20 protein-coding genes are annotated in these 19014 nt (G+C 66.8%); 11 read left to right on the top strand and 9 right to left on the bottom strand.

Features of this window, described 5'->3' with window-relative positions; genetic code table 11:
- Positions 1–37 precede the first annotated feature (37 nt).
- Positions 38–874 (top strand): hypothetical protein, encoded by an 837-nt coding sequence (locus tag GOAMR_RS22770; protein WP_005193480.1) that lies wholly within the window; start codon positions 38–40, stop codon positions 872–874.
- 27 nt (positions 875–901) lie between these two features.
- Here the strand turns inward: GOAMR_RS22770 and GOAMR_RS22765 are convergent, their stop codons facing one another.
- Positions 902–1342, bottom strand: a complete 441-nt coding sequence (locus GOAMR_RS22765) for a DUF5709 domain-containing protein (RefSeq protein WP_005193479.1) — start codon at positions 1340–1342, stop codon at positions 902–904.
- 131 nt (positions 1343–1473) lie between these two features.
- Between GOAMR_RS22765 and GOAMR_RS22760 the strand changes: the two genes are divergently transcribed.
- The 4 genes from GOAMR_RS22760 to GOAMR_RS22745 all read left to right on the top strand — a co-directional run bounded on the left by GOAMR_RS22760 (position 1474) and on the right by GOAMR_RS22745 (position 3743).
- On the top strand, positions 1474–2052 hold the full coding sequence (locus GOAMR_RS22760; RefSeq protein WP_005193478.1) for a hypothetical protein: 579 nt from the start codon (positions 1474–1476) through the stop codon (positions 2050–2052).
- 67 nt (positions 2053–2119) lie between these two features.
- Positions 2120–3034 carry a thioesterase family protein gene (locus GOAMR_RS22755; protein ID WP_005193477.1) on the top strand — a complete coding sequence of 305 codons (915 nt, stop codon included), beginning with the start codon at positions 2120–2122 and terminating at the stop codon, positions 3032–3034.
- A 95-nt stretch (positions 3035–3129) separates the two neighbouring features.
- Positions 3130–3351 carry a type II toxin-antitoxin system CcdA family antitoxin gene (locus GOAMR_RS22750; RefSeq protein ID WP_005193476.1) on the top strand — a complete coding sequence of 74 codons (222 nt, stop codon included), beginning with the start codon at positions 3130–3132 and terminating at the stop codon, positions 3349–3351.
- Positions 3348–3743 (top strand): type II toxin-antitoxin system VapC family toxin, encoded by a 396-nt coding sequence (locus tag GOAMR_RS22745; RefSeq protein WP_005193474.1) that lies wholly within the window; start codon positions 3348–3350, stop codon positions 3741–3743. Before GOAMR_RS22750 ends, GOAMR_RS22745 begins: the two co-directional genes overlap by 4 nt.
- Here GOAMR_RS22745 and GOAMR_RS22740 read toward each other — a convergent pair.
- On the bottom strand, positions 3727–4323 hold the full coding sequence (locus GOAMR_RS22740) for a PadR family transcriptional regulator (protein ID WP_005193473.1): 597 nt from the start codon (positions 4321–4323) through the stop codon (positions 3727–3729). The genes GOAMR_RS22745 and GOAMR_RS22740 overlap by 17 nt on opposite strands.
- A gap of 91 nt (positions 4324–4414) precedes the next feature.
- Between GOAMR_RS22740 and GOAMR_RS22735 the strand changes: the two genes are divergently transcribed.
- The gene (locus tag GOAMR_RS22735) at positions 4415–4879 is read left to right on the top strand and encodes an SgcJ/EcaC family oxidoreductase (protein ID WP_005193472.1); all 465 of its coding nucleotides are present in this window, start codon (positions 4415–4417) and stop codon (positions 4877–4879) included.
- On the opposite strand, the gene GOAMR_RS22730 is transcribed toward GOAMR_RS22735, so the two are convergent.
- From GOAMR_RS22730 to GOAMR_RS22720, 3 genes are all read right to left on the bottom strand, one after another.
- Positions 4869–5435, bottom strand: coding sequence for an HdeD family acid-resistance protein (locus GOAMR_RS22730; RefSeq protein ID WP_005193471.1), 567 nt, complete (start codon positions 5433–5435; stop codon positions 4869–4871). The genes GOAMR_RS22735 and GOAMR_RS22730 overlap by 11 nt on opposite strands.
- A 14-nt stretch (positions 5436–5449) precedes the next feature.
- Complete coding sequence (locus GOAMR_RS22725; protein ID WP_040516172.1) at positions 5450–6457, bottom strand: hypothetical protein; 1008 nt, start codon at positions 6455–6457, stop codon at positions 5450–5452.
- A 93-nt stretch (positions 6458–6550) separates the two neighbouring features.
- Positions 6551–7711 (bottom strand): phosphatase PAP2 family protein, encoded by a 1161-nt coding sequence (locus tag GOAMR_RS22720; RefSeq protein ID WP_005193469.1) that lies wholly within the window; start codon positions 7709–7711, stop codon positions 6551–6553.
- Positions 7712–7973: 262 nt separating this feature from the next.
- On the opposite strand from GOAMR_RS22720, the gene GOAMR_RS22715 reads away from it, so the two are divergent.
- The 3 genes from GOAMR_RS22715 (at position 7974) to GOAMR_RS22705 (ending at position 11115) form a co-directional block, all read left to right on the top strand.
- Entirely contained in the window at positions 7974–8180 is a 207-nt protein-coding gene (locus GOAMR_RS22715) for a hypothetical protein (protein ID WP_005193468.1), read from the top strand.
- 43 nt (positions 8181–8223) lie between these two features.
- A complete protein-coding gene (locus GOAMR_RS22710; protein WP_005193467.1) occupies positions 8224–8994 on the top strand; it encodes a deoxyribonuclease IV in 771 nt (256 codons plus the stop codon).
- Between the two features lie 285 nt (positions 8995–9279).
- Positions 9280–11115: an acyl-CoA dehydrogenase gene (locus GOAMR_RS22705; RefSeq protein WP_005193466.1), complete on the top strand. Its 1836-nt coding sequence runs from the start codon at positions 9280–9282 to the stop codon at positions 11113–11115.
- A gap of 77 nt (positions 11116–11192) precedes the next feature.
- On the opposite strand, the gene GOAMR_RS22700 is transcribed toward GOAMR_RS22705, so the two are convergent.
- Positions 11193–11969, bottom strand: a complete 777-nt coding sequence (locus GOAMR_RS22700; protein WP_040516170.1) for an SDR family NAD(P)-dependent oxidoreductase — start codon at positions 11967–11969, stop codon at positions 11193–11195.
- A 241-nt stretch (positions 11970–12210) separates the two neighbouring features.
- Here GOAMR_RS22700 and GOAMR_RS22695 point away from each other — a divergent pair, with 241 nt between their 5' ends.
- Positions 12211–12981: an SDR family NAD(P)-dependent oxidoreductase gene (locus GOAMR_RS22695; RefSeq protein ID WP_005193464.1), complete on the top strand. Its 771-nt coding sequence runs from the start codon at positions 12211–12213 to the stop codon at positions 12979–12981.
- A gap of 234 nt (positions 12982–13215) precedes the next feature.
- Positions 13216–15450, top strand: coding sequence for a protein kinase domain-containing protein (locus GOAMR_RS22690; protein WP_050942872.1), 2235 nt, complete (start codon positions 13216–13218; stop codon positions 15448–15450).
- A gap of 8 nt (positions 15451–15458) precedes the next feature.
- Here the strand turns inward: GOAMR_RS22690 and GOAMR_RS25830 are convergent, their stop codons facing one another.
- From GOAMR_RS25830 to GOAMR_RS22680, 3 genes are all read right to left on the bottom strand, one after another.
- Positions 15459–16430, bottom strand: coding sequence for a VanW family protein (locus tag GOAMR_RS25830; protein WP_005193461.1), 972 nt, complete (start codon positions 16428–16430; stop codon positions 15459–15461).
- Between the two features lie 9 nt (positions 16431–16439).
- Positions 16440–17147 carry a peptidoglycan binding domain-containing protein gene (locus tag GOAMR_RS25825; RefSeq protein ID WP_306302451.1) on the bottom strand — a complete coding sequence of 236 codons (708 nt, stop codon included), beginning with the start codon at positions 17145–17147 and terminating at the stop codon, positions 16440–16442.
- A 487-nt stretch (positions 17148–17634) separates the two neighbouring features.
- Positions 17635–18930 (bottom strand): acetyl-CoA C-acetyltransferase, encoded by a 1296-nt coding sequence (locus tag GOAMR_RS22680; protein ID WP_005193459.1) that lies wholly within the window; start codon positions 18928–18930, stop codon positions 17635–17637.
- Positions 18931–19014 lie beyond the last annotated feature (84 nt).

Here is a 19014-nt window from a genome sequence, read left to right as displayed (position 1 = left end):
GGACCGTCGGTGTCGTCGGACGTGAAAGGGGATCTGCGTGGCTTCGCCGCTGACCAAGGAACTGACGCGCCGGTGTGTCCGGCGATCCCCGTCCGACAGCCCGGAGACGGCGCATGTGCGCCGGGTCCTCGAATCGATCAACTCGCCGATGGCGGCGTCGGCGTTCGGCCAGTTCACGGCCGCCAACCGGCCCCAGGCCCCGATCGGGAACCCGTTGACCGACCAGTACGCCGCCAATCACATGTTCGAGTGGGCCAGGGCGTCGGCAAAACGCGCCCGCGAGCGCAACGCACAGCAGGCCGCGCGGGCGAACAATCCGTGGCCGTTCGGGGCCGAGGGTGTGCGGGCCGACGGCACCCTGCCCGGCGATTCGGAACTGATGCGCCCGGAGGCCGAACTGCTCGGCACCGCGGTGCTGCTGGCCAACTTCATCAAACTCACGTACGCGGTGCAGAGCGGGATGGTGAACGGGCCGGCGATCATCGCGCAGGTCGGCGACGCGGTGTTCGCGACGAGTTATCAGTGCCACCGCATCTGGCAGCTGCGCACGACGATCGAGCGTCCCGAATCCGATTCCGATGTGGCCCGCGCCCTCAACCGGGCCATCAACGAGCGGCTTGAACGCGTCGGCCAGAACTGGGATGAGTTGCTGGAGAACGTGTCCCGGCTCGCCGATCTCGCCGGGCGGTGCAGCCACTACAGCGAGGTGCTGCGCGACTCCGAACGCCACCAGCGACTGCTCGCCCAATTCGATCCGGGTGCGGTGAGCGCCGATCCGCGTGCCGAGGCCATCGACTCGATGAACGCGAACCTGTCCGCGCAGATCGAGTTCATCAACGACACCGCCCGCCGCGTCGCCAACACCACTCTGTAGACCGGGGCCTGTTCAGTCTGGACTGTCTCAGTCTGGGTCGATGATGTGGACCGCGGCCTCCTCCGCCGACGCACCCGCCCCGTCGATGCCGACGTCACCGGCCACCGCGTCCGACTCGTTGTCGTCATAGGCGCCCTGGTCGGGCGCGACCAGCCGGCCGGCTCGTCGCGCACCCGGCTGATCGGGGTCGAACTCGGGATAGTCGGGGTCGGGTTCGTCGTCGCTCGCGGCAACGTCGGGTTCCTCCTCGGCCAGGCGCCGATCGAGGGTCTCACCCTCCCAGCGTTCGCGCGGGGTGTCGCCGTGGTGGGACGGCTCGTGGTCGGGCGGCGAGTAGCCCTCGTCCAGGACGTCGTCGACGCCGCGGTCGTCGAGGGTGTCCGATGTCTGGAGCTGGTCGCTGTCCTCGGTGCTCGACCCCGCGTCGCCGAAGTTGAGGTCGCCGTACTCGGTGTTGTCGTCGCTCATGACTCCAGGTTTACCGCGCCAGATGTCGTCGTGACCGATTATGTGGTCGATCGGACCCGGTGGTGAACCCCGATCCACCAGGTAACGATGCAACCGTGGCGCAAATCTGTGATTGCCGTCACAATGTCTGCATGACTGACACCGGAGTTCTCGCGCAGATCGAGGCAGAGGCGGCCCAGTACCTGTCGGCGGGCGAGTGGGCACACGCCCTCGCCGAGTACTCGGTGCTGCGGGAGATCCGTTCGCGCCGCGAGGGCCCGTACTCGGTCACCTACCTGTCGAATCTGCACGACTGCGTGCGATGCATGTCGCAGCTGTCGCTGTGGTCCGACAGCGACGAGGCGTGCCGGGAGTTGCACGCCAAATATGTGCGGACGCACGGCCGGGGCGAGGCACTGACCGTCGACGTCGCCAAGCACTGGGCGTGGGCGCTGGTGCATCTGGATCAGCTGCCCCCGGCTATGGGCCTGTATCTGATGACCGCCGACGCGCTATGGGACATCGACCCCGCCCAGGCGCGGCAACTCCTCGGCGCGGCCGCCGCCTACCGCGCCCGCGCCGGACTGGACACCCCCACCTCGCCCCGGCCGCTGCTGCACGAACCGGCCGTCACCGCGGCCCTCGCCGACCTGACCGACTGGCTCGCCGGCGCCGCCACCGACGACAGCGTCACCCTCACCATCGACGGCCTCGCCGACCAGGTCGCCTGACACCCCCGTGCAATAGCACCCCCGGTCCCTTGCATAGTGTGCGAAGGGAGAACGATCGAGGAGTGTTATGACCGACGGACCCCAGCTCGCCTTCTTCACCGAGGAAGACGGGCACTACCTGCCGCTTCCGCTGGCCCGCAGCCTGTGGGGCGCCGACACCCTCACCGGTCCGGCAGTCTGCGGCATCGCCGCCCGTGCCGCCGAAAATGATTATGGCAGAGAGGGTTTCCGGCCCACCCGGTTCACGATCGACCTGTTCAAGTCAGCCAAGGGGCTGCCCACGCGGACCGCCGGCCGGATCCTGCGGGACGGCGGCCGGATCCGGGTCGTCGAGGTGGATGTCGTTCAGGACAAACCAGTGCAGGACAAACCCGCCGGCGAGGGCACCGACGAGGTGCTGGTCGCGCGCAGCACCACGGTGTTCCTGAAGGAATCGGCCAACCCGCCCGGCGGGCGCTGGTTCAACCCCGCCGACGACGTCATCGCCCGTGACATCCCCACCCCCGAACAGCAGGCCGCCGCTGCCGGCGGCTTCAACGGAGAGGGGCCGTGGGATCCGGCACTCGCCCCCTGGTTCGGCTCCGACGGCAACTGGTCCAACGACATGGGCGTCAACCAGACCGACGGCCAGAAGGCCGTGTGGAGCCGGTCGGCGTCCGTCGTCGCCGGGGTGCAGCCGACCCCGTTCGAGCGCACCGTCATGGCGTCGGAGGCAACCAGCCTGATGGGCAACTGGGGCACCGAGGGCATCGCCTTCATCAACTGCGATCTCACGGTCGCACTCAGCCGGCTACCCGTCGACGGCCGCATCCACGTGCGCGCCGAATCACACACCGAACACGACGGCATCTCCACCTCGTCGACCGGTCTCTACGACTCGCGGGGCCGCTTCGGCACCGGCATGGTCACCGCCGTCAACAACGTCGCCGCCCAGATCGATTTCGCCAACGTCGACATGGAAGGCCACTACGCAGAAAGCTGACCGGGCGGAAAGCTGACCGGGCGGAACCCCGGGCCCGGGCCGGGGTCAGACATCGGCGGCAGCACCGTATACCCCGAATGGGGGTACACTCGGGTATGCCGAAGATCAGCATCTACGTTCCGGACGATCTCTACGCGGAGTTGCGTCGGCAGAACCTACCGATCTCAACGTTGGCACAGGACGCCTTCCGTGACGCACTCGACTCACGACACAACCGGGAGTGGATAACGCGCGCACGTCAGCGCCCGGCGCGCAGCGCGTCGGCCGTCGACACCGCCGAGATCATCGCCGCCGTGCGTGACGAGTTCGGCGCGTGATCGTTCTCGATGCGTCGGCTCTCGTGGACGTCATCACGGACCAGCCGGCGAAACCAGGTGTCCTCGACCGCCTTGCCGGACCTATTTCGGCGCCCGCTCATCAACTCGCGGAGGTTGTCTCGGCGGTGGCACGGATGAGGCGGGCTGGACTCATCGATGCGGAGAACGCGCGGGCCGCCATCGGCGACGCGGCCACGCTCACCCAGCACCACGTGCCTTTGGACGAAGATCTCCTGCAACGCGCGTTGACGCTGGACGGGCGGCTACGCGTTCTGGACGCTCTCTACGTGGCTCTGGCCGAACGGCTGTCCTGCCCGCTGGTGACAACCGATGCGCGCCTCGCACGTGCCGAGCCTCCATGCGATGTCGTACTGATCACAGCTCCGCAGTAGCCGGAGGCAGGCCCCAGGGAATCTCCCCTGATTCCAGACGCCCGGCGAGAGTGTCGAACCAATCATGTTCGGCGCGTAGCTGATCGCGCTCGTACTCGGTCTCGACGAGAAGGATCGGCGGCAGGTGGCCGGCTTCGGCGAGGTCGGAGTCCTTGATCGACAACGCCGAGGCGAGGGCGGCGACACGGGCGCGCATCGCCGCGATCGCGTCGCCCTGGGAGAGGATCCCGAGGAAGGACAGCGCCGCCGTCGTCAGGGTTCGATCGTCCTGGGGTGTGGCCAGCAGCTTCGCGACCCGGCGCCGGCCTTCGGCGCGGCCCGCGTCGGTCAGCGCGAATACCGTACGTTCGGGACGGCCACCGTCCTGCTCCGAACCCACCGGCTCGATGAGATACGCCTTATGCAGCTTGGTGACCGCATGGTAGATGCTGCGCGGAGTTCCGGTGACGAAATCCTTGCGCGTCTGCACGCAGAGCCGATGGATGTCGTACGGATGGCGCGGGCCGATCGTGAGCAACGCCAAGACGGTCAGAGCGGCGAGGTCACGTTCGTCACGGGTCAGAGCTCTGCCGTCGGTCACGGCTGACAGTCTACGAAACCCTTTCCCTATTAGTGCAACTTGCACTATCGTTTGATTAGTGCAAGTTGCACTAATGCAGAGAGGTGCAAGCATGACCGAGGACGATCTGAAGAACAGCGACCTGCCGGCCGGGGTCACCGAATCACTGGAACGCATGCGCCAGGCCTGGGATGCGGGAGACGCCGACGCCTACGCGGCGGAGTTCACCGAACATGCGACCTATGTGATCTTCACCGGCGCCCTGACCGTCGGGAGCGCGTCGATCCGCGATGACCACGTACCACTGTTCACCACGTGGCAGAAGGGCAGCCGCCTGTCGATACGTGTCCTCGACGTCAACCGACTCCGCGACGACGCCGTCGTCGTGGTGACCGAGGGCGGCATCGGCAAGGGCAAGACCGTCAGGCACAACAAGATGCAGACCTATGTCTTTGTGCGCCAACCTGATCGGTGGGTGTGCGCGGCGTTCCAGAACACCCGGCGCAACCGGCTGCTCAACGCGATCAACTCGCGCGAACAGAAACGGCTCGCGAAGAAGGCAGCGGTCAGACCGTAGGTGCCGCGGGCAGTTTCGGGAGGGTGAAGAGGTTGGCGATGCTCAGGGCGATGAGCATGATCGCCGAGATCCACACCAGCGTGCTCAGCGCGACCCAGGAGAAGGCGATCATCACGATGCCCGCGATCACGGACACGATGCCCGAGACGATCATCAGCCACTTGGGGGCGTAGGGCGTGTCGGTGGCCGCGAAGATGTCACCGAAGCCGGAGAAGATCCAGCCGACGCCGATGAAGATCGCGAGCATGTTCAGCGATTCGCCGGGGCGGATGAGCGCGATGATGCCGGCGATCAGCACGATCACGCCGAGCACACCGTGCACCACGCGCCACGCGCCCGGCAGGTTCTTGCCCGCGAGGGCGAGGTAGAGCCGGAACGCGCCGATGACGAACAGCGAGATCGCGAACAGCACCGCGATCACCAGCAGCGTGATGCCCGGCCAGATCAGCGCGATCAGGCCGACCAGGATCCCGACGATCGACATGCCGATGATGGTGTTGCGCACCGCGATCAGCGCGTTCTCGGGCAACGCCCGCGAGATATCTCCGAATGCCATTCGGTACCCCCTTATCAGGCCGCGACCGCGGCTTGTTGCTTCTTGACTCCGCCGCCGATGGTCAGTGCCACGCCGACGATCACCCAGTTGAACAGGACCGAGAGCGGCATCCCGATGCCCTCGCCATCGAAGAAGGCCACCGACCGGATGAGCGTGCCGGACGAGCCGATCGGCAGGAGCTGACCGATGAAGCCCCACGGCGACGGCAGCCACTGCCAGCCGGTTGCCATGCCCGACAACGGGTTCGCGATGAACATCATCACCAGACCACCGACACCGAAGCCGGCGTAGCCGAGCAGTGATTCCATCCCGAGGACGAACAACGAGATCGCGGCCACGCCGAGCGACAGCGACAGCGCGGTGAGGAAGTAGTTGCCGTCGACGGATCCGAAACCGAACTGCAGGATCGCGACGACCACGAAACCGACGACCGTCGATCCGGCGAGCGAACCGGCGATCTTGTAGAGGGGCTGATTCTTGAGCAGCGTCGACAGCAGCACCGCCGAGATCATGCCGCCGAACGCCAGCGGCAGACCGAGTGCGCTGAGACCCGAACCGTTCGGGTCGTCGGCGGTCAGCGGCGCGACGTCGGTGTAGCTGACCTTCTGGCCGGCCGAGGCCAGGCTCGCGCCGAGGGTCTTGAGCAGCTGGGCGTACGGGGTGCCGGCGCCGCCGGCGACGGTGACCTTCACACTGCCGTCGGTCTCGATGCTGATGCCGCCCACCACGTCACGGTCGTGGGTGGCGTCGACGACCGCGGCCGCGTCGTCGTAGGACTTGAAGTCGAAGGCACCGGGCTGGGCGGCTTCGAGCTTCTGCTGCAGTTGCGCCGTCGCCTGTGCGGGGCCACTGATGCCGACGGGCAGATCGTCGGCGCCCGAGTTGATCGACGGTGCCAGGAACACCAGCACCATCAGTGAGACGGCGACGGCGAGTCCGCCGACCACGATGCCGATCTTGAGCCAGGGGCTCTTGCCCGCCAGCGGTGCGGGCTTTTCCGGCTCTGTGGTCTCGCTGGTCATCACTCGCCTCTCGGTAGAGATCTCGGCAGGGACACAGGTGTGCCGTGACGCCTCACGCTATCGCGTGCCCGGCGGCCCGCAATGACCACCTTTTCAGATATTCAACTCTTGTTTCTGATTCGTGACCTCGATAGCCGCGGCGTCGTCCTGCTCAGCGTGCAATCGCTGCTGCCTCGGAATCAGCCAGCGCCGGTCCACCCAGCGGCACACCGCGATCACGCTCGCCGCCAGCGCCCAGCCGAGCAGGATGTCGATGACGTAGTGCTCGGCGGTGAACACCAGCGCGAACGCCATCGCGAAGGGGTAGGCCATGAACAGCGTCTTGCCCAGCGCCTTCACCCGCGGCCACATGAACAACGCGAGCAGCATCGTCAGTCCGGCGTGCAGCGACGGAATCGCCGCGACCAGATTCGACTTGCCCTGCGCCATCGTGAACAACTGCGAGGCGTTGTGGATCTTCAGCACACTCCAGCCGCGCCACGAGATCCGTTCGACATAGGGCGCGGCACCGTCGTGACGGGGCTCGACCTGGCCGAGCAGTCCGCCGTCGGGCTCCGGTTGCGCCGCATGCATGCACGGGGGATCTCGCGGATGGTCCTTGACCTGCTCGGCGGTACACTGGGCGGCCGCCCACGGCGGAGCGGCAGGCACCAGGGTGTAGCCCACGAGCGCGATGAACGTCGTCGCCAGGAAGCACGCCGCGTACCGTCGCCACACCGTGCGGTCGCGCACCCACAGGATGGCAGCCATCGCGTACGGGACGATGAAGTAGGAGATGTAGACGACGCTGGTGACCACCTCCCACCAGGTGGGTTCGGCGTACTTGAGGTGGCTCTGCAGCCACACCGTCGGGTTGACCCCGAACATCCATTTGTCGACGTCGGGGGCGAGATGCCACTGCGTCGGCATGTCGATGAGCTGGGCGACATTGCGCGTCCAGTCGTAGAACAGCAGGATCAGCACGAACGGCAACCAGTCGATGACGACCGTGATGGCCCGGCGCCTGCCGATGCACGCGGCGAACATGCCGAAACACATCAGCAGGATGAGCCGGGTGCGATCGAAGGCCAGGCCGTGCACCCAGAACTCGGCGAACATGCCGAGTGCCCACAGCGCGATCGCCGCGCGCCGCACCCACGTCAGGTCGCGCCGGGTGGCCATGTCGGGATCGAGCTCGGCCGCCTTGCCCAGATCGGTCAGCAGCGGTTCCACACCCTGGGGTGGTGCGGGTGCTTCCGACTCATAGATGCTCACCGGGGCTGCTCCACAGTTTCTTCACGGACATGACAGTTCCCGTCACCCTAGTTGGCCCCGCGCGTTCATGACCGGCCGATACGGCGGCCGACCGTAGTCGAATGACCGGCAAACCCCCCGAAGACGACGATCGGCAACACTTCCCCGTGACCGGACCTGAACTTTTCCCCGCCGACACGTACGATTGTGCGTTAGATCACACCTCTCGCAGCCCCGGTGATCAGCTCGCAAGACGAGCCGGTTCGTCAGAACGGAGCCTCCCGTGTCCAACAGGTATCTGCGCTACGGCGACCAGCGCTACATCATCAGCAAAGAGGCAGAGGCCCGGCTGCACCGCTCGCTCGCCGCCGTCTACGACGGTCCCGGCCGCAGCCACGAATGGTTCAACCTCTACCCCGGTACCGAGGCCCCCTGCCGCATCCTGATCGCCCCCGGCGTGCCGATCACCATCGAGGAACTGCTCGACTGACGGCTCGTCCCTGTGGCCCGTGCGGGCGAACTATCGTTGACACATGCGCATCGGAGCCCACCTTCGCGAAGACACCGACCCGCTCGCCACGGCGGCGGAACTCGGGATCGACGTCTTCCAGATGTTCGTCACCGACCCGCAGAGCTGGAAGAAGCCCCTCCCCAATCCGCGGGCGACCGAGTTCCGCGAATCGGAGATCGACGTCGTGGTGCATTCGAGTTACTCGATCAACGTCGCGAGCCTCAACAACCGGCTGCGGATGCCCTCGCGCAAGGCCGTCGAGCAGCAGGCCACGGCGGCCGCCGAACTCGGCGCGTTCGGACTCGTGGTGCACGGTGGCCACCTGCGCGACGGCGAGGAGTCGGCCGAGGGATTTGCCAACTGGCGCAAACTCTTCGACCGTCAGGTGGACAAGGGCGGGTTCGGCGTGCCGATCCTCATCGAGAACACCGCCGGCGGCGATCACGCGATGGCCCGCACCCTCGAATCGATCGACCGGTTGTGGAGCGAGGTGGGCGATTTCGAGCAGGCCGGGTTCTGCCTCGACACCTGTCACGCCTGGGCCGGCGGTGAGGACCTCGTCGGCCTCGTCGAACGGGTCAAGGCGATCACCGGCCGCATCGACCTGGTGCACCTGAACAACTCCCGCGACGAGTTCGACTCCGGCCGCGACCGGCACGCCAACCTCGAATCCGGCCACATCGACGCGGCCGTGCTCGCCGAGGTGGCCCGCACCGCCGGGGCGCCGATCATCCTGGAAACCCCCGCCGACGGGATCCCCGGCGACCTCGCGTACCTGCGCGATCACCTCTGACACACCCGGCACAGAAACCGCCCTCCACACGCCCGCCCCTGCATATGTGCGGCGACATCGCCGTGGAGGGCGGCTTTGCGCTGCCCAGAACGACCGATATGCGGTTGATCAAAGTAACCGCTAACAAAAGTTAGCGCGATCACAAGCGCACCGGTTGTTGCATATGTAGATCGGGGGTAAACTAAGGTTACTGGCGAGTAACTTACGGTGCCCGAGACACCCGGGCGAAGAACCATCCCTCGCTTCTGCCCACAAATGCAGTAACACCCCAGATAGGAACCAGACATGGGTCACTACAAGAGCAACCTGCGTGATCTGCAGTTCAACCTCTTCGAACTCCTCAACCTGGAGCAGGTTCTCGAAGACGGCGATTTCGGCGACCTCGACAAAGAGACCGCCATCGACATGCTGCGCGAGGTCAAGTCGCTGTCCGAGGGCGTCATCGCCGACTCGTTCGCCGACGCCGACCGCAACCCGCCGGTGTTCGACCCCGAAACCCACTCGGTGACCATCCCCGAGAGCTTCAAGAAGTCCTACAACGCCTACATCGAGGCCGGCTGGGACAAGGTCGGTCTGCACGAGGAGCTCGGCGGCCTGCCCGCCCCGCGTTCCCTGTACTGGGCCCTGGCCGAAATGGTTCTCGGCGCCAACCCGCCGCTGTTCATGTACTCCGCGGGTTCCGGCTTCGCCGACATCTTCTACAACCAGGCCACCGACGAGCAGAAGAAGTGGGCCATTATCTGTTCCGAGCGCGGCTGGGGCTCCACCATGGTGCTCACCGAGCCCGACGCCGGTTCCGACGTCGGTGCCGGCCGCACCAAGGCCGTCGAGCAGGAAGACGGCACCTGGCACATCGACGGCGTGAAGCGCTTCATCACCTCCGCCGACCAGGACATGACCGAGAACATCTTCCACCTGGTGCTCGCCCGCCCCGAGGGTGCAGGCCCCGGCACCAAGGGACTGTCGCTGTTCTTCGTCCCCAAGTTCCACTTCGACCACGAGACCGGTGAGCTCGGCGAGCGCAACGGTGTCTTCGTCACCAACGTCGAACACAAGATGGGCATCAAGGCGTCGGCCACCTGCGAGGTCACCTTCGGCCAGCACGGCATCCCCGCCAAGGGCTGGCTCGTCGGCGAGGTGCACAAGGGCATCGCGCAGATGTTCCAGGTCATCGAGCACGCCCGCATGATGGTGGGCACCAAGGCCATCTCCACCCTGTCGACCGGCTACCTCAACGCCCTCGACTACGCCAAGGAGCGCGTCCAGGGTGCCGACCTGACCCAGATGACCGACAAGGCCGCCCCGCGCGTCACCATCACCCACCACCCCGACGTGCGCCGGTCGCTGATGACCCAGAAGGCCTACGCCGAGGGCCTGCGCGCGGTGTACCTCTACACCGCCTCGCACCAGGACGCCGCCGCCGCCAAGATCGTCTCCGGCGCCGACGCCGACCTCGCACACCGCGTCAACGACCTGCTGCTCCCGATCGTCAAGGGTGTCGGCTCCGAGCGTGCCTACGCCGCGCTGAGCCACGAATCGCTGCAGACCTTCGGTGGCTCCGGCTTCCTGCAGGACTACCCGATCGAGCAGTACATCCGCGACGCCAAGATCGACTCGCTGTACGAGGGCACCACCGCCATCCAGGCGCAGGACTTCTTCTTCCGCAAGATCGTCCGCGACCGCGGCCAGGCCTTCGCCCACGTCGCCGGCCAGATCCAGCAGTTCCTCGACACCGAGGCCGGCAACGGCCGCCTCAAGGCCGAGCGCGCGCTGCTCAAGACCGCCGTCGAAGACGTGCAGGCCATGACCGGCTCGCTCACCGCGACCCTCATGTCGGCGCAGGAAGACCCCAAGCAGCTCTACAAGGTGGGCCTGGGTTCGGTGCGCTACCTGATGGCCGTCGGCGACATGCTCATCGGCTGGCTGCTGCTGCGCCAGGCCGAGATCGCCATCGCCAAGCTCGACGAGGGTGCCACCGGCGAGGACAAGTCGTTCTACGAGGGCAAGGTGGCCGTCGCATCGTTCTTCGCCAAGAACATGCTGCCGCTGCTCACCTCCGTGCGCGTCACCGTCGAGAACGTGGATAACGACATCATGGAGCTCGACGAAGCCGCCTTCTGATGTAAGGCCGTAACGACAAAGCGGAAGGTTGGTGCTGAATACCAGCACCAACCTTCCGCTTTGTTGTTTTCTGGGTGCTACTTCGGGGGCATCCGGATGCCGCCGTCGACGCGGACGATCTCGGCATTCATGTACGAGTTGACGGTCAGCTCGACGACCATCGACGCCAGCTCGTCGGGGGTGCCGAGGCGGCGCGGGAAGAGGACGTTCTTGCCCAGGTTGGCCTTGAACGCCTCCGAGTCCGGGCCCTCGCCGTAGATCGGGGTGTCGATCAGGCCCGGCATGATGGTGTTCACGCGGATGCCGACGGCCGACAGGTCGCGGGCGATCGGCACGGTCATACCGTTGATGGCACCCTTGGACGCCGAGTACGACACCTGCCCGATCTGCCCCTCCACGCCGGCGACGCTGGAGATGTTGACGATGGAGCCACGCTCGCCGTCGGCGAGGGGTTCGGTGCGGCTGATCGCGGTGGCGGCGAGCCGGACGAAGTCGAACGTGCCGAACACGTTGACGTTGATGACCTTCTTGAAGAAGTCCAGGTTGTGCGCCGAGTCGTAATTGCCGTCCTTGCCGATGGTCCGCTGCGCCCAGCCGATACCGGCCGAGTTCACCAGGATGCGGAAGGTGCCGAGTTCCTCGGCCTTGGCGATGGCCGCCTTGATCTGCTCCGAGTCGGTGACGTCGACGCTGATGAAGACACCGCCGATCTCCTTGGCGATCGCCTCACCCTTCTCGGGGTTCATATCGGCGACGACGACCTTGACACCCTTGGCGGCCAGGGCGCGTGCCGAGGCGGCACCAATTCCCGACGCACCGCCGGTGACGATTGCACTTGCTCCGTTGATATCCACGATCCGTAGGTTAGCGGGTGTTTCTATGAGATGGAACACGTGCCCCTTACTGTTGCCCTTTCGTCACCGTTGACCTGGGGCGATGCACATTAGTTCCGGGCGCACCGACGACGTCCGGGCGGGTGGCGACCGAGCGCACGGTCGGTCGATCGCGACCAGAACTGTGGTTTCGGGAATGCCACCCGATCTGACTTCCTATGCTCTGGGGTACATATCTCGTCCGATGTAAAGGAGATCACTCATGTCGGCTGTGCTCGATCTGTTCCGGCTCGACGGCAAGGTGGCGGTGGTGACCGGCGCCTCCAGCGGACTCGGCGTGTCCTTCGCCGGGGCCCTCGCCGACGCCGGCGCCGATGTGGTGCTCGCGGCCCGCCGCGTCGAAAAGCTGGAGGAGACCAAGAAACTGGTCGAGAGCAAGGGCAGGCGCGCGCTCGCCGTTGCGTGCGATGTCGCCGATCCGGAGGCCTGCGCCGCCGTCGCGGCCGGCGCGATCGAGACCTTCGGTCACCTCGACATCCTCGTGAACAACGCGGGTATCTCCGACGCCACCCCGGCAACCCGGCAGGCCACCGAAGAATTCGACGCCGTCGTCAAGACCAACCTCAACGGCACCTACTACATGGCGCAGGCGTGCGCGCGGGTGATGAAGAACGGCGGTTCGATCATCAACATCGCCAGCATCCTCGGCATCACCAGCGTCCTGATGCCGCAGGCGGGCTACAGCGCCAGCAAGTCCGGCGTCATCGGCCTGACGCGCGACCTGGCACAGCAGTGGTCGGGCCGAAAAGGTATCCGCGTCAATGCCATCGCCCCCGGATACTTCGCCTCGGAGATGACCACCGAACTGATCGAAGGCGGGTACATGGACAACTTCGTCATCCCGCGCACCCTGTTCGGCCGGCTCGGCAACGAGGGCGAACTCAACCCGGCCCTGATCTTCCTGGCCTCCGACGCCAGCAGCTACGTCACCGGGATCACGCTGCCCGTGGACGGGGGCATGCTCACCAACTGAGCATCGGGCTCAGGCGGTGCGTCATCCGCCCGATCGAACCACCCCGCGACCGGCACGCGACTTTGATAGCGTCGCGAAGCAGTTCACCACGCTCGCATTCCGCGCCGCATCCCACCCGGCCGGACGCGCCGGTCAGCGGGAGGTTCAGTGCCGGAAGACCCACGTCCGGAAGAGCAAGCGCCACAAGAGCAACCGGCAGCGCTGAGGCCAGGTGCGCGGTTCGCCGGATACACCGTGGTGTCGCTGCTCGGCGAGGGCGGCATGGGCCAGGTCTACCTGGTCGAACACGCGCACCTGCACCGTCGGGAAGCGCTCAAGGTGATCACCGCGCGCGGCAACCCGGAGTTCGAGCGGCGGTTCACCGCCGAGGCCCGGATGGCCGCCACCCTCGACCATCCGGGCATCGTCACCGTCTACGGCTACGGCATCGAGCAGGGCACCCCGTGGTTCACCATGGCCTACGCCGACGGCCAGGACCTCGCGCATCAGCGCCTGTCGCCGCAGGAGGCCGGTCTCGTCGTCGGGCAGGTGGCCGACGCCCTCGACTACGCGCACCGCAGGCAGATCATCCACCGCGACATCAAACCCGCGAACATCGTGGTCACCCGCGACCCGGGCGGCGTCGTCGAGCGGGCGGTGGTGCTCGACTTCGGCATCGCCAAACCGGCGGGTGAGGCCACCGGTCTGACCGCCACCAACGCCGTCATCGGCACCCTGGCGTACCTGGCCCCGGAGATCGCCGCCGGTCATCCGGCCGGGCCGCGGTCGGACCAGTATTCGCTGGCCTGCACCGCATACCAGCTCGTCACCGGTACCACCCCGTTCACCGAGACGTCTGCGGCGGCGCTGATGATGGCGCACGCCACCCGGCCACCGCGCCCGGTCAGTGCCCTGCGCCCCGACCTCGCCGCCCTCGATCCGGTGTTCGACGTGGCGCTCGCCAAGGATCCCGCCCGCCGGTTCCCCATGTGCCGGGCGTTCGCCGACGCCTTCACCGCAGCGCTGAACGGCGGTGCACCGGGCGGCTTCACACCACCACCGCACGTGACCGGCGACGCACCCGACACCCTGCCCCCGCCCGGCGTCCCCGCCCTGAACGTGGGACCGGGGAACCACCCGTCAGGGCCGCAGCGGCACAGCCCAGATCGGTACAGCCCGGCTCAGTACGGCCCGGCTCAGTACAGCCCGACACAGTCCGGACCGACCCGTCCCGAACCGCCGGTGGCCGCCGGGCCCCGGAATCCCGGCCGGACGACGAAGATCCTGCTCGGCGCGACGGCCGCGGTGGCCGTCCTCGTCATCGCCGTCGCCACCACGATCATCCTGGTCAAGGGCAGCGGCAGCAACGACAGTGGCGACGACCTCGCCGTCGCCCCCGTCAACTCGGGTGTCGACCGATCGGCCCCGGTCGTGACCAGCGGCCGGCAGGCCGAACTCGGCAAAGCGACTGCCATCGACGGCGGCATCACCGCCGACGGCAAGGTCACGATCTGCGGCGTGTTCAACTACAAGGCGTACTGCTGGGGCGACAACTCCAGCGGCCAGCTCGGCACCGGCACCTCCGGCGACCAGCGCACCAGCCCGGTCAAGATCCAGGGCCTGAACAACGTCACCGCCATCAGCACCGAAGGCGGCACCACCTGCGCCGTCGCCGACCGGCGCGCCTACTGCTGGGGCGCCGACGGCGACCTGCAGACCGGTGGCCCCGACCTCAACCGCAGCGGCCGGCCGGTCCTCGCACCCACCGAGACCGGGCTGATCGACGTCACCGCCATCTCCGTCGGCACCAACGACAAGGGCGAGGTGACCGTCTGCGCGATCTCCGACGGTGACGCCTATTGCTGGGGTGCCAACGGGCAGCGGCAGGTCGGCGACTACTCCCCCTCCACCGCGGACATGGACTACCAGGTCCCCACCAAAGTCGACGGCATCGCCGGGGTCACCGCGATCTCCACCGGCTCCAACATCTCCTGCGCCGTCACCTACCCGGCACAGACCGCATCCTGTTGGGGCCTGGACTACTCGGAACAACCGTCGACGCTCAAAGGTCTCGGCGGCATCAGCAAGGTGTTCAAGGTCATCGTGCCCAGCGGCGGCGCGACGGGCACCGGGGTGTGCGTGATCGCCGACGGCGACGCCTACTGCGACGCCACCGGCGACGGAAAGCTCACCAAGCCGGTCGGCGCCGACGGCGCCTACGCGCTGTCGTCGGGCCGCAACAAGCAGGGCAGCATCCTGGTGTGCACGCAGTCATCGATGCAGATCTACTGTGGCCCACTCACTTTCAAGAGCCGCCTCTGGCTGGTGCGCGACGTCGCGCTCACCGGCGTCAACGACGTCGCAGTGGCCGGCGGCACCCGATGCACCATCGCACACGACGACGTGTACTGCTGGGGCGACAACACCGAAGGCCAACTCGGATCCGGCGGCACCCAGGACAGCCTCGACCCGGTCAGAGTCGGCGGCTGAACAGCCCCCTACTTGCAGCGCACGATCGGCTCCGGATCGTACTTCACCGTCCGGGTGTGGCGGCTGATCTCGGCACCGGTCTTCGCGTCCTTGATCACCCGGGTGTCGGAGGTGGTGAAACCCTTCGAGCCTTCGCCGGGCATGCAGTTGTCGCCCTTGGGCAGGGTGATCTTCTCCGGATCGGTAGGCTTGGACCGGCTACCGGTGATCGACTCCACCTCAACGGTTTTGGTGCTCCACAACCGGACCGTGATCGCGCTCGGCGACCACTCGGTGTCGATGACGATGCCGTGATCGGTGTTGTTGCGGAACACCAGATCGATCGCGCCGTCGAACACCGTCGCCTCCCGCGCCTCGGGATACCGCGAGATGTAATACGAATGCTCGGTGTGGTCCACGTCCTCCAGGCCCGCGAAATACGCCGCGTTGTACAGCGTCGTCGCGAACTGCGAGATACCGCCGCCCACCGCCTTCGACGTATGCCCGTGATCGATGATCGTCGACGTCACATAGCCTTGCGCCGAACCGCGGGTACCCGTGTACCCGTTCAGCGAGAAACTCTCACCCGGCAACACCACCGCACCGTCGACCGTCTGCGCGACCAGCCGGATGTTCTCACCCGAGGCCTCCGCGAACCCGCCCGTGGTGAACTCGCTCACCACCTCGCTGACACCCAGACCCTTCGCCTTGGCCGTCGACAGCTTCGGCTTCTGCACGTCATAGACCACATCCACCGCGCGGCGCGAACCCGGATCCGTGGTGATCGCCGTCTTCTGGATCTTGGCGAGCGTCTTGGTCCAGTCGATACGCGCACCGTCCTTGGCCGGCACCACCCGCGGACTGCCACCGGACAACGTGAACGTCGCATCGACAGGCGCCCGCACCGTGCTCGCCAGCGCCGGACTGAACAACTTCACCGCGGCCTTCTGATCCATCGTCGGCGACAGACCGCCCTTGCCGTCGGCGACAAACTTGAGCACCGTACCCAACTAAGTCGGCGTGATCGACCGCTTCGCCCCCTCACGGCCGTTCAGCACGATCGGCCCCGCCATAGCCGTCGCCGCCGGCCCGTCGCGCGTCGTGCGAACCGTCTCCGCCGACACCGTCGGTGCGAACTTCTCCGTCGGCATCGTGATCGGCCGCTCCCGCAGCCAGCCGGCCCGCAACGCGGCAGGCAACTCGTCACGGGCGATCCGCTGCCCCGCCGTCGGCAGATCCGCCACCGGCTTGCCCTTATAGAAATGCACCGCGCCCTCGATCGCCGACAGCTCGAACTCCTTGCGCTTGGCGTCGAGCGTGGCATCGAGCTTCTTGCGGTCGACCGTGATCACCGGATCGACGCGATACTCAGCACCGAACAGACCCGCGATCCGGCGCAACGGGTTGTTCGGCTGATCGCGCAACCGCTCCAGCGTCGCCTCCGCGTCGAAAGCCAGACCCAGGTCCTTCGCGCCGAGCTTCGCCTCACCGTGCGGAGTGACAAGAGTCACAGGCTTTTCGGCGCGAGCGGCCACCCGATTGAGCACCTCACGCGTCTTCGTCGGGGACAGATTGCCCGCATCCAGCCCCGCCACGGTGGCCCCACGAGTGGTCTTACCGTGCGTGACCAGCAGGTCGATCCCCACGACAAGAATGCCGGCGAACAGAATCCCGAGCACGGCATACGTACCGACCCGCACCGACGACCATCTGCTCACTCCACCGAGAGTAACGTGCCCCGCGCCGGCCCGACCGCCCCCGCCGACCCGCCACCACCACACCACAACACCGGCCCGGCAAGAAAAACGCACCAGTTTGCGGCGGAACGTGAATTACGCGGAAAAGTAGCGTACAAATGTGGGTAGCCCCGATCAGCTGCCAGACCCCCGACCCGGCAGATTGATCGGGGCTCCTTACTTTTCGGTGGTTTTTTCGGGCTGCGCTCGCTCGGTCGTCCAGACACGGGACGCTCCGCCCGAAAAATCCACCTCGGGGCGACCAAACATCGTGATGCTTTGACAGCGGCCTGTTGCGGCTCTGCTTCGTACCCGGCTCATCGGTTGAGGTGCGAGGAGCGAAAGCGGCCCCACCAGTCGGTTGAGGTGCGAGGAGCGAAAGCGACGAGCCTCGAAACCCGGTGAGACAACACTGTCATCGCACGAGGTTTCGAGGCTCGCAAGCTCGCACCTCAACCGGCGAGGTGAGCTACCCCTCGATGATGGCGGTGACGCCCTGGCCACCGGCCGCGCAGATCGAGATCAGCGCACGTCCGCCGCCGTTCTCGGCGATCTGCTTGGCCGCCTGGGCGACGATGCGGCCGCCGGTTGCGGCGAACGGGTGACCCGCGGCCAGCGACGAGCCGTTGACGTTGAGCTTGGCGCGATCGATCGAGCCCAGCGCCTTGTCCAGACCCAGACGCTCCTTGCAGTAGGTCTCCGACTCCCACGCGGCCAGCGTGCACAGCACGACCGACGCGAAGGCCTCGTGGATCTCGTAGAAATCGAAATCCTGCAGGGTCAGGCCGTTGCGCTCCAACAGGCGCGGCACCGCGTAGGTGGGGGCCATCAGCAGGCCGTCGGGGCCGTTCACGTAGTCGACGGCGGCGGTTTCGCTGTCGACGAAGTACGCCAGCACCGGCAGGCCCTTGTCCTTGGCCCACTCGTCGGTGCCCAGCAGCACCGTCGACGCGCCGTCGGTGAGCGGGGTCGAGTTGCCGGCGGTCATGGTGGCATCGCCCAGGGACACACCGAAGACCGGCTTGAGCTTCGACAGCTTCTCGGCGGTGGAGTCGCCGCGCAGGTTCTGGTCGCGGACCAGGCCGCCGAACGGGGTGATCAGGTCGTCGAAGAAACCGGCGTCGTAGGCGGCGGCCATCTTCTGGTGGCTGGCGGCGGCCAGTTCGTCCTGGTCGGCGCGCTTGATGCCGAACTCCTTGGCGGTGATGGCGGCGTGCTCGCCCATCGACATGCCGGTGCGGGGCTCGCCGTTGCGCGGGATCTCGATACCCAGGTTGGGCAGCAGCTTCAGCGCGTTGATCAGCTGGTCCTGCGTGGTGCGCGAGCGGTTGACCTCGAGCATCTGCCGGCGCATCGACTCCGAGACGGCGATCGGGGCGTCGGAGGTGGTGTCGACGCCACCGCCGACAGCGGCGTCGTAGCGGCCGCGGGCCACACCGTCGGCGACGGCGGTGATGGCCTGCAGGCCGGTGCCGCACGCCTGCTGGATGTCGAAGGCGGGGGTGTACGGCGACAGGGCCGAACCGAGGACGCACTCGCGGATGAGATTGAAGTCACGTGCGTGCTTGAGGACGGCGCCGCCGGCGACCATACCGAGCTGCTCGCCCTGCAGACCGAACCGGCTGACCAGGCCGTCGAGGGCGGTGGTGAACATTTCCTGATTGCTGACCTTGGCGTATGCCTTGTCCTGGCGGGCAAACGGAATCCGATTGCCGCCGAGGATCGCTACCGGACGTTCGCTGCGGGTCTTGGGTGCTTTGGCCACTTCGATCTCCCAGGGTGGTGTTTGGTATCTATAGCGTATTCTTACTCAACAGTAAGTTCGTTGTCGAACGCCCGGCCCGGCGCG

This window comes from Gordonia amarae NBRC 15530, assembly GCF_000241345.1.
GTDB classification, from domain to species: domain Bacteria; phylum Actinomycetota; class Actinomycetes; order Mycobacteriales; family Mycobacteriaceae; genus Gordonia; species Gordonia amarae.
Note: the sequence above shows the minus strand (reverse complement) of the source record. Positions and strands in the feature narration are given on the sequence as shown.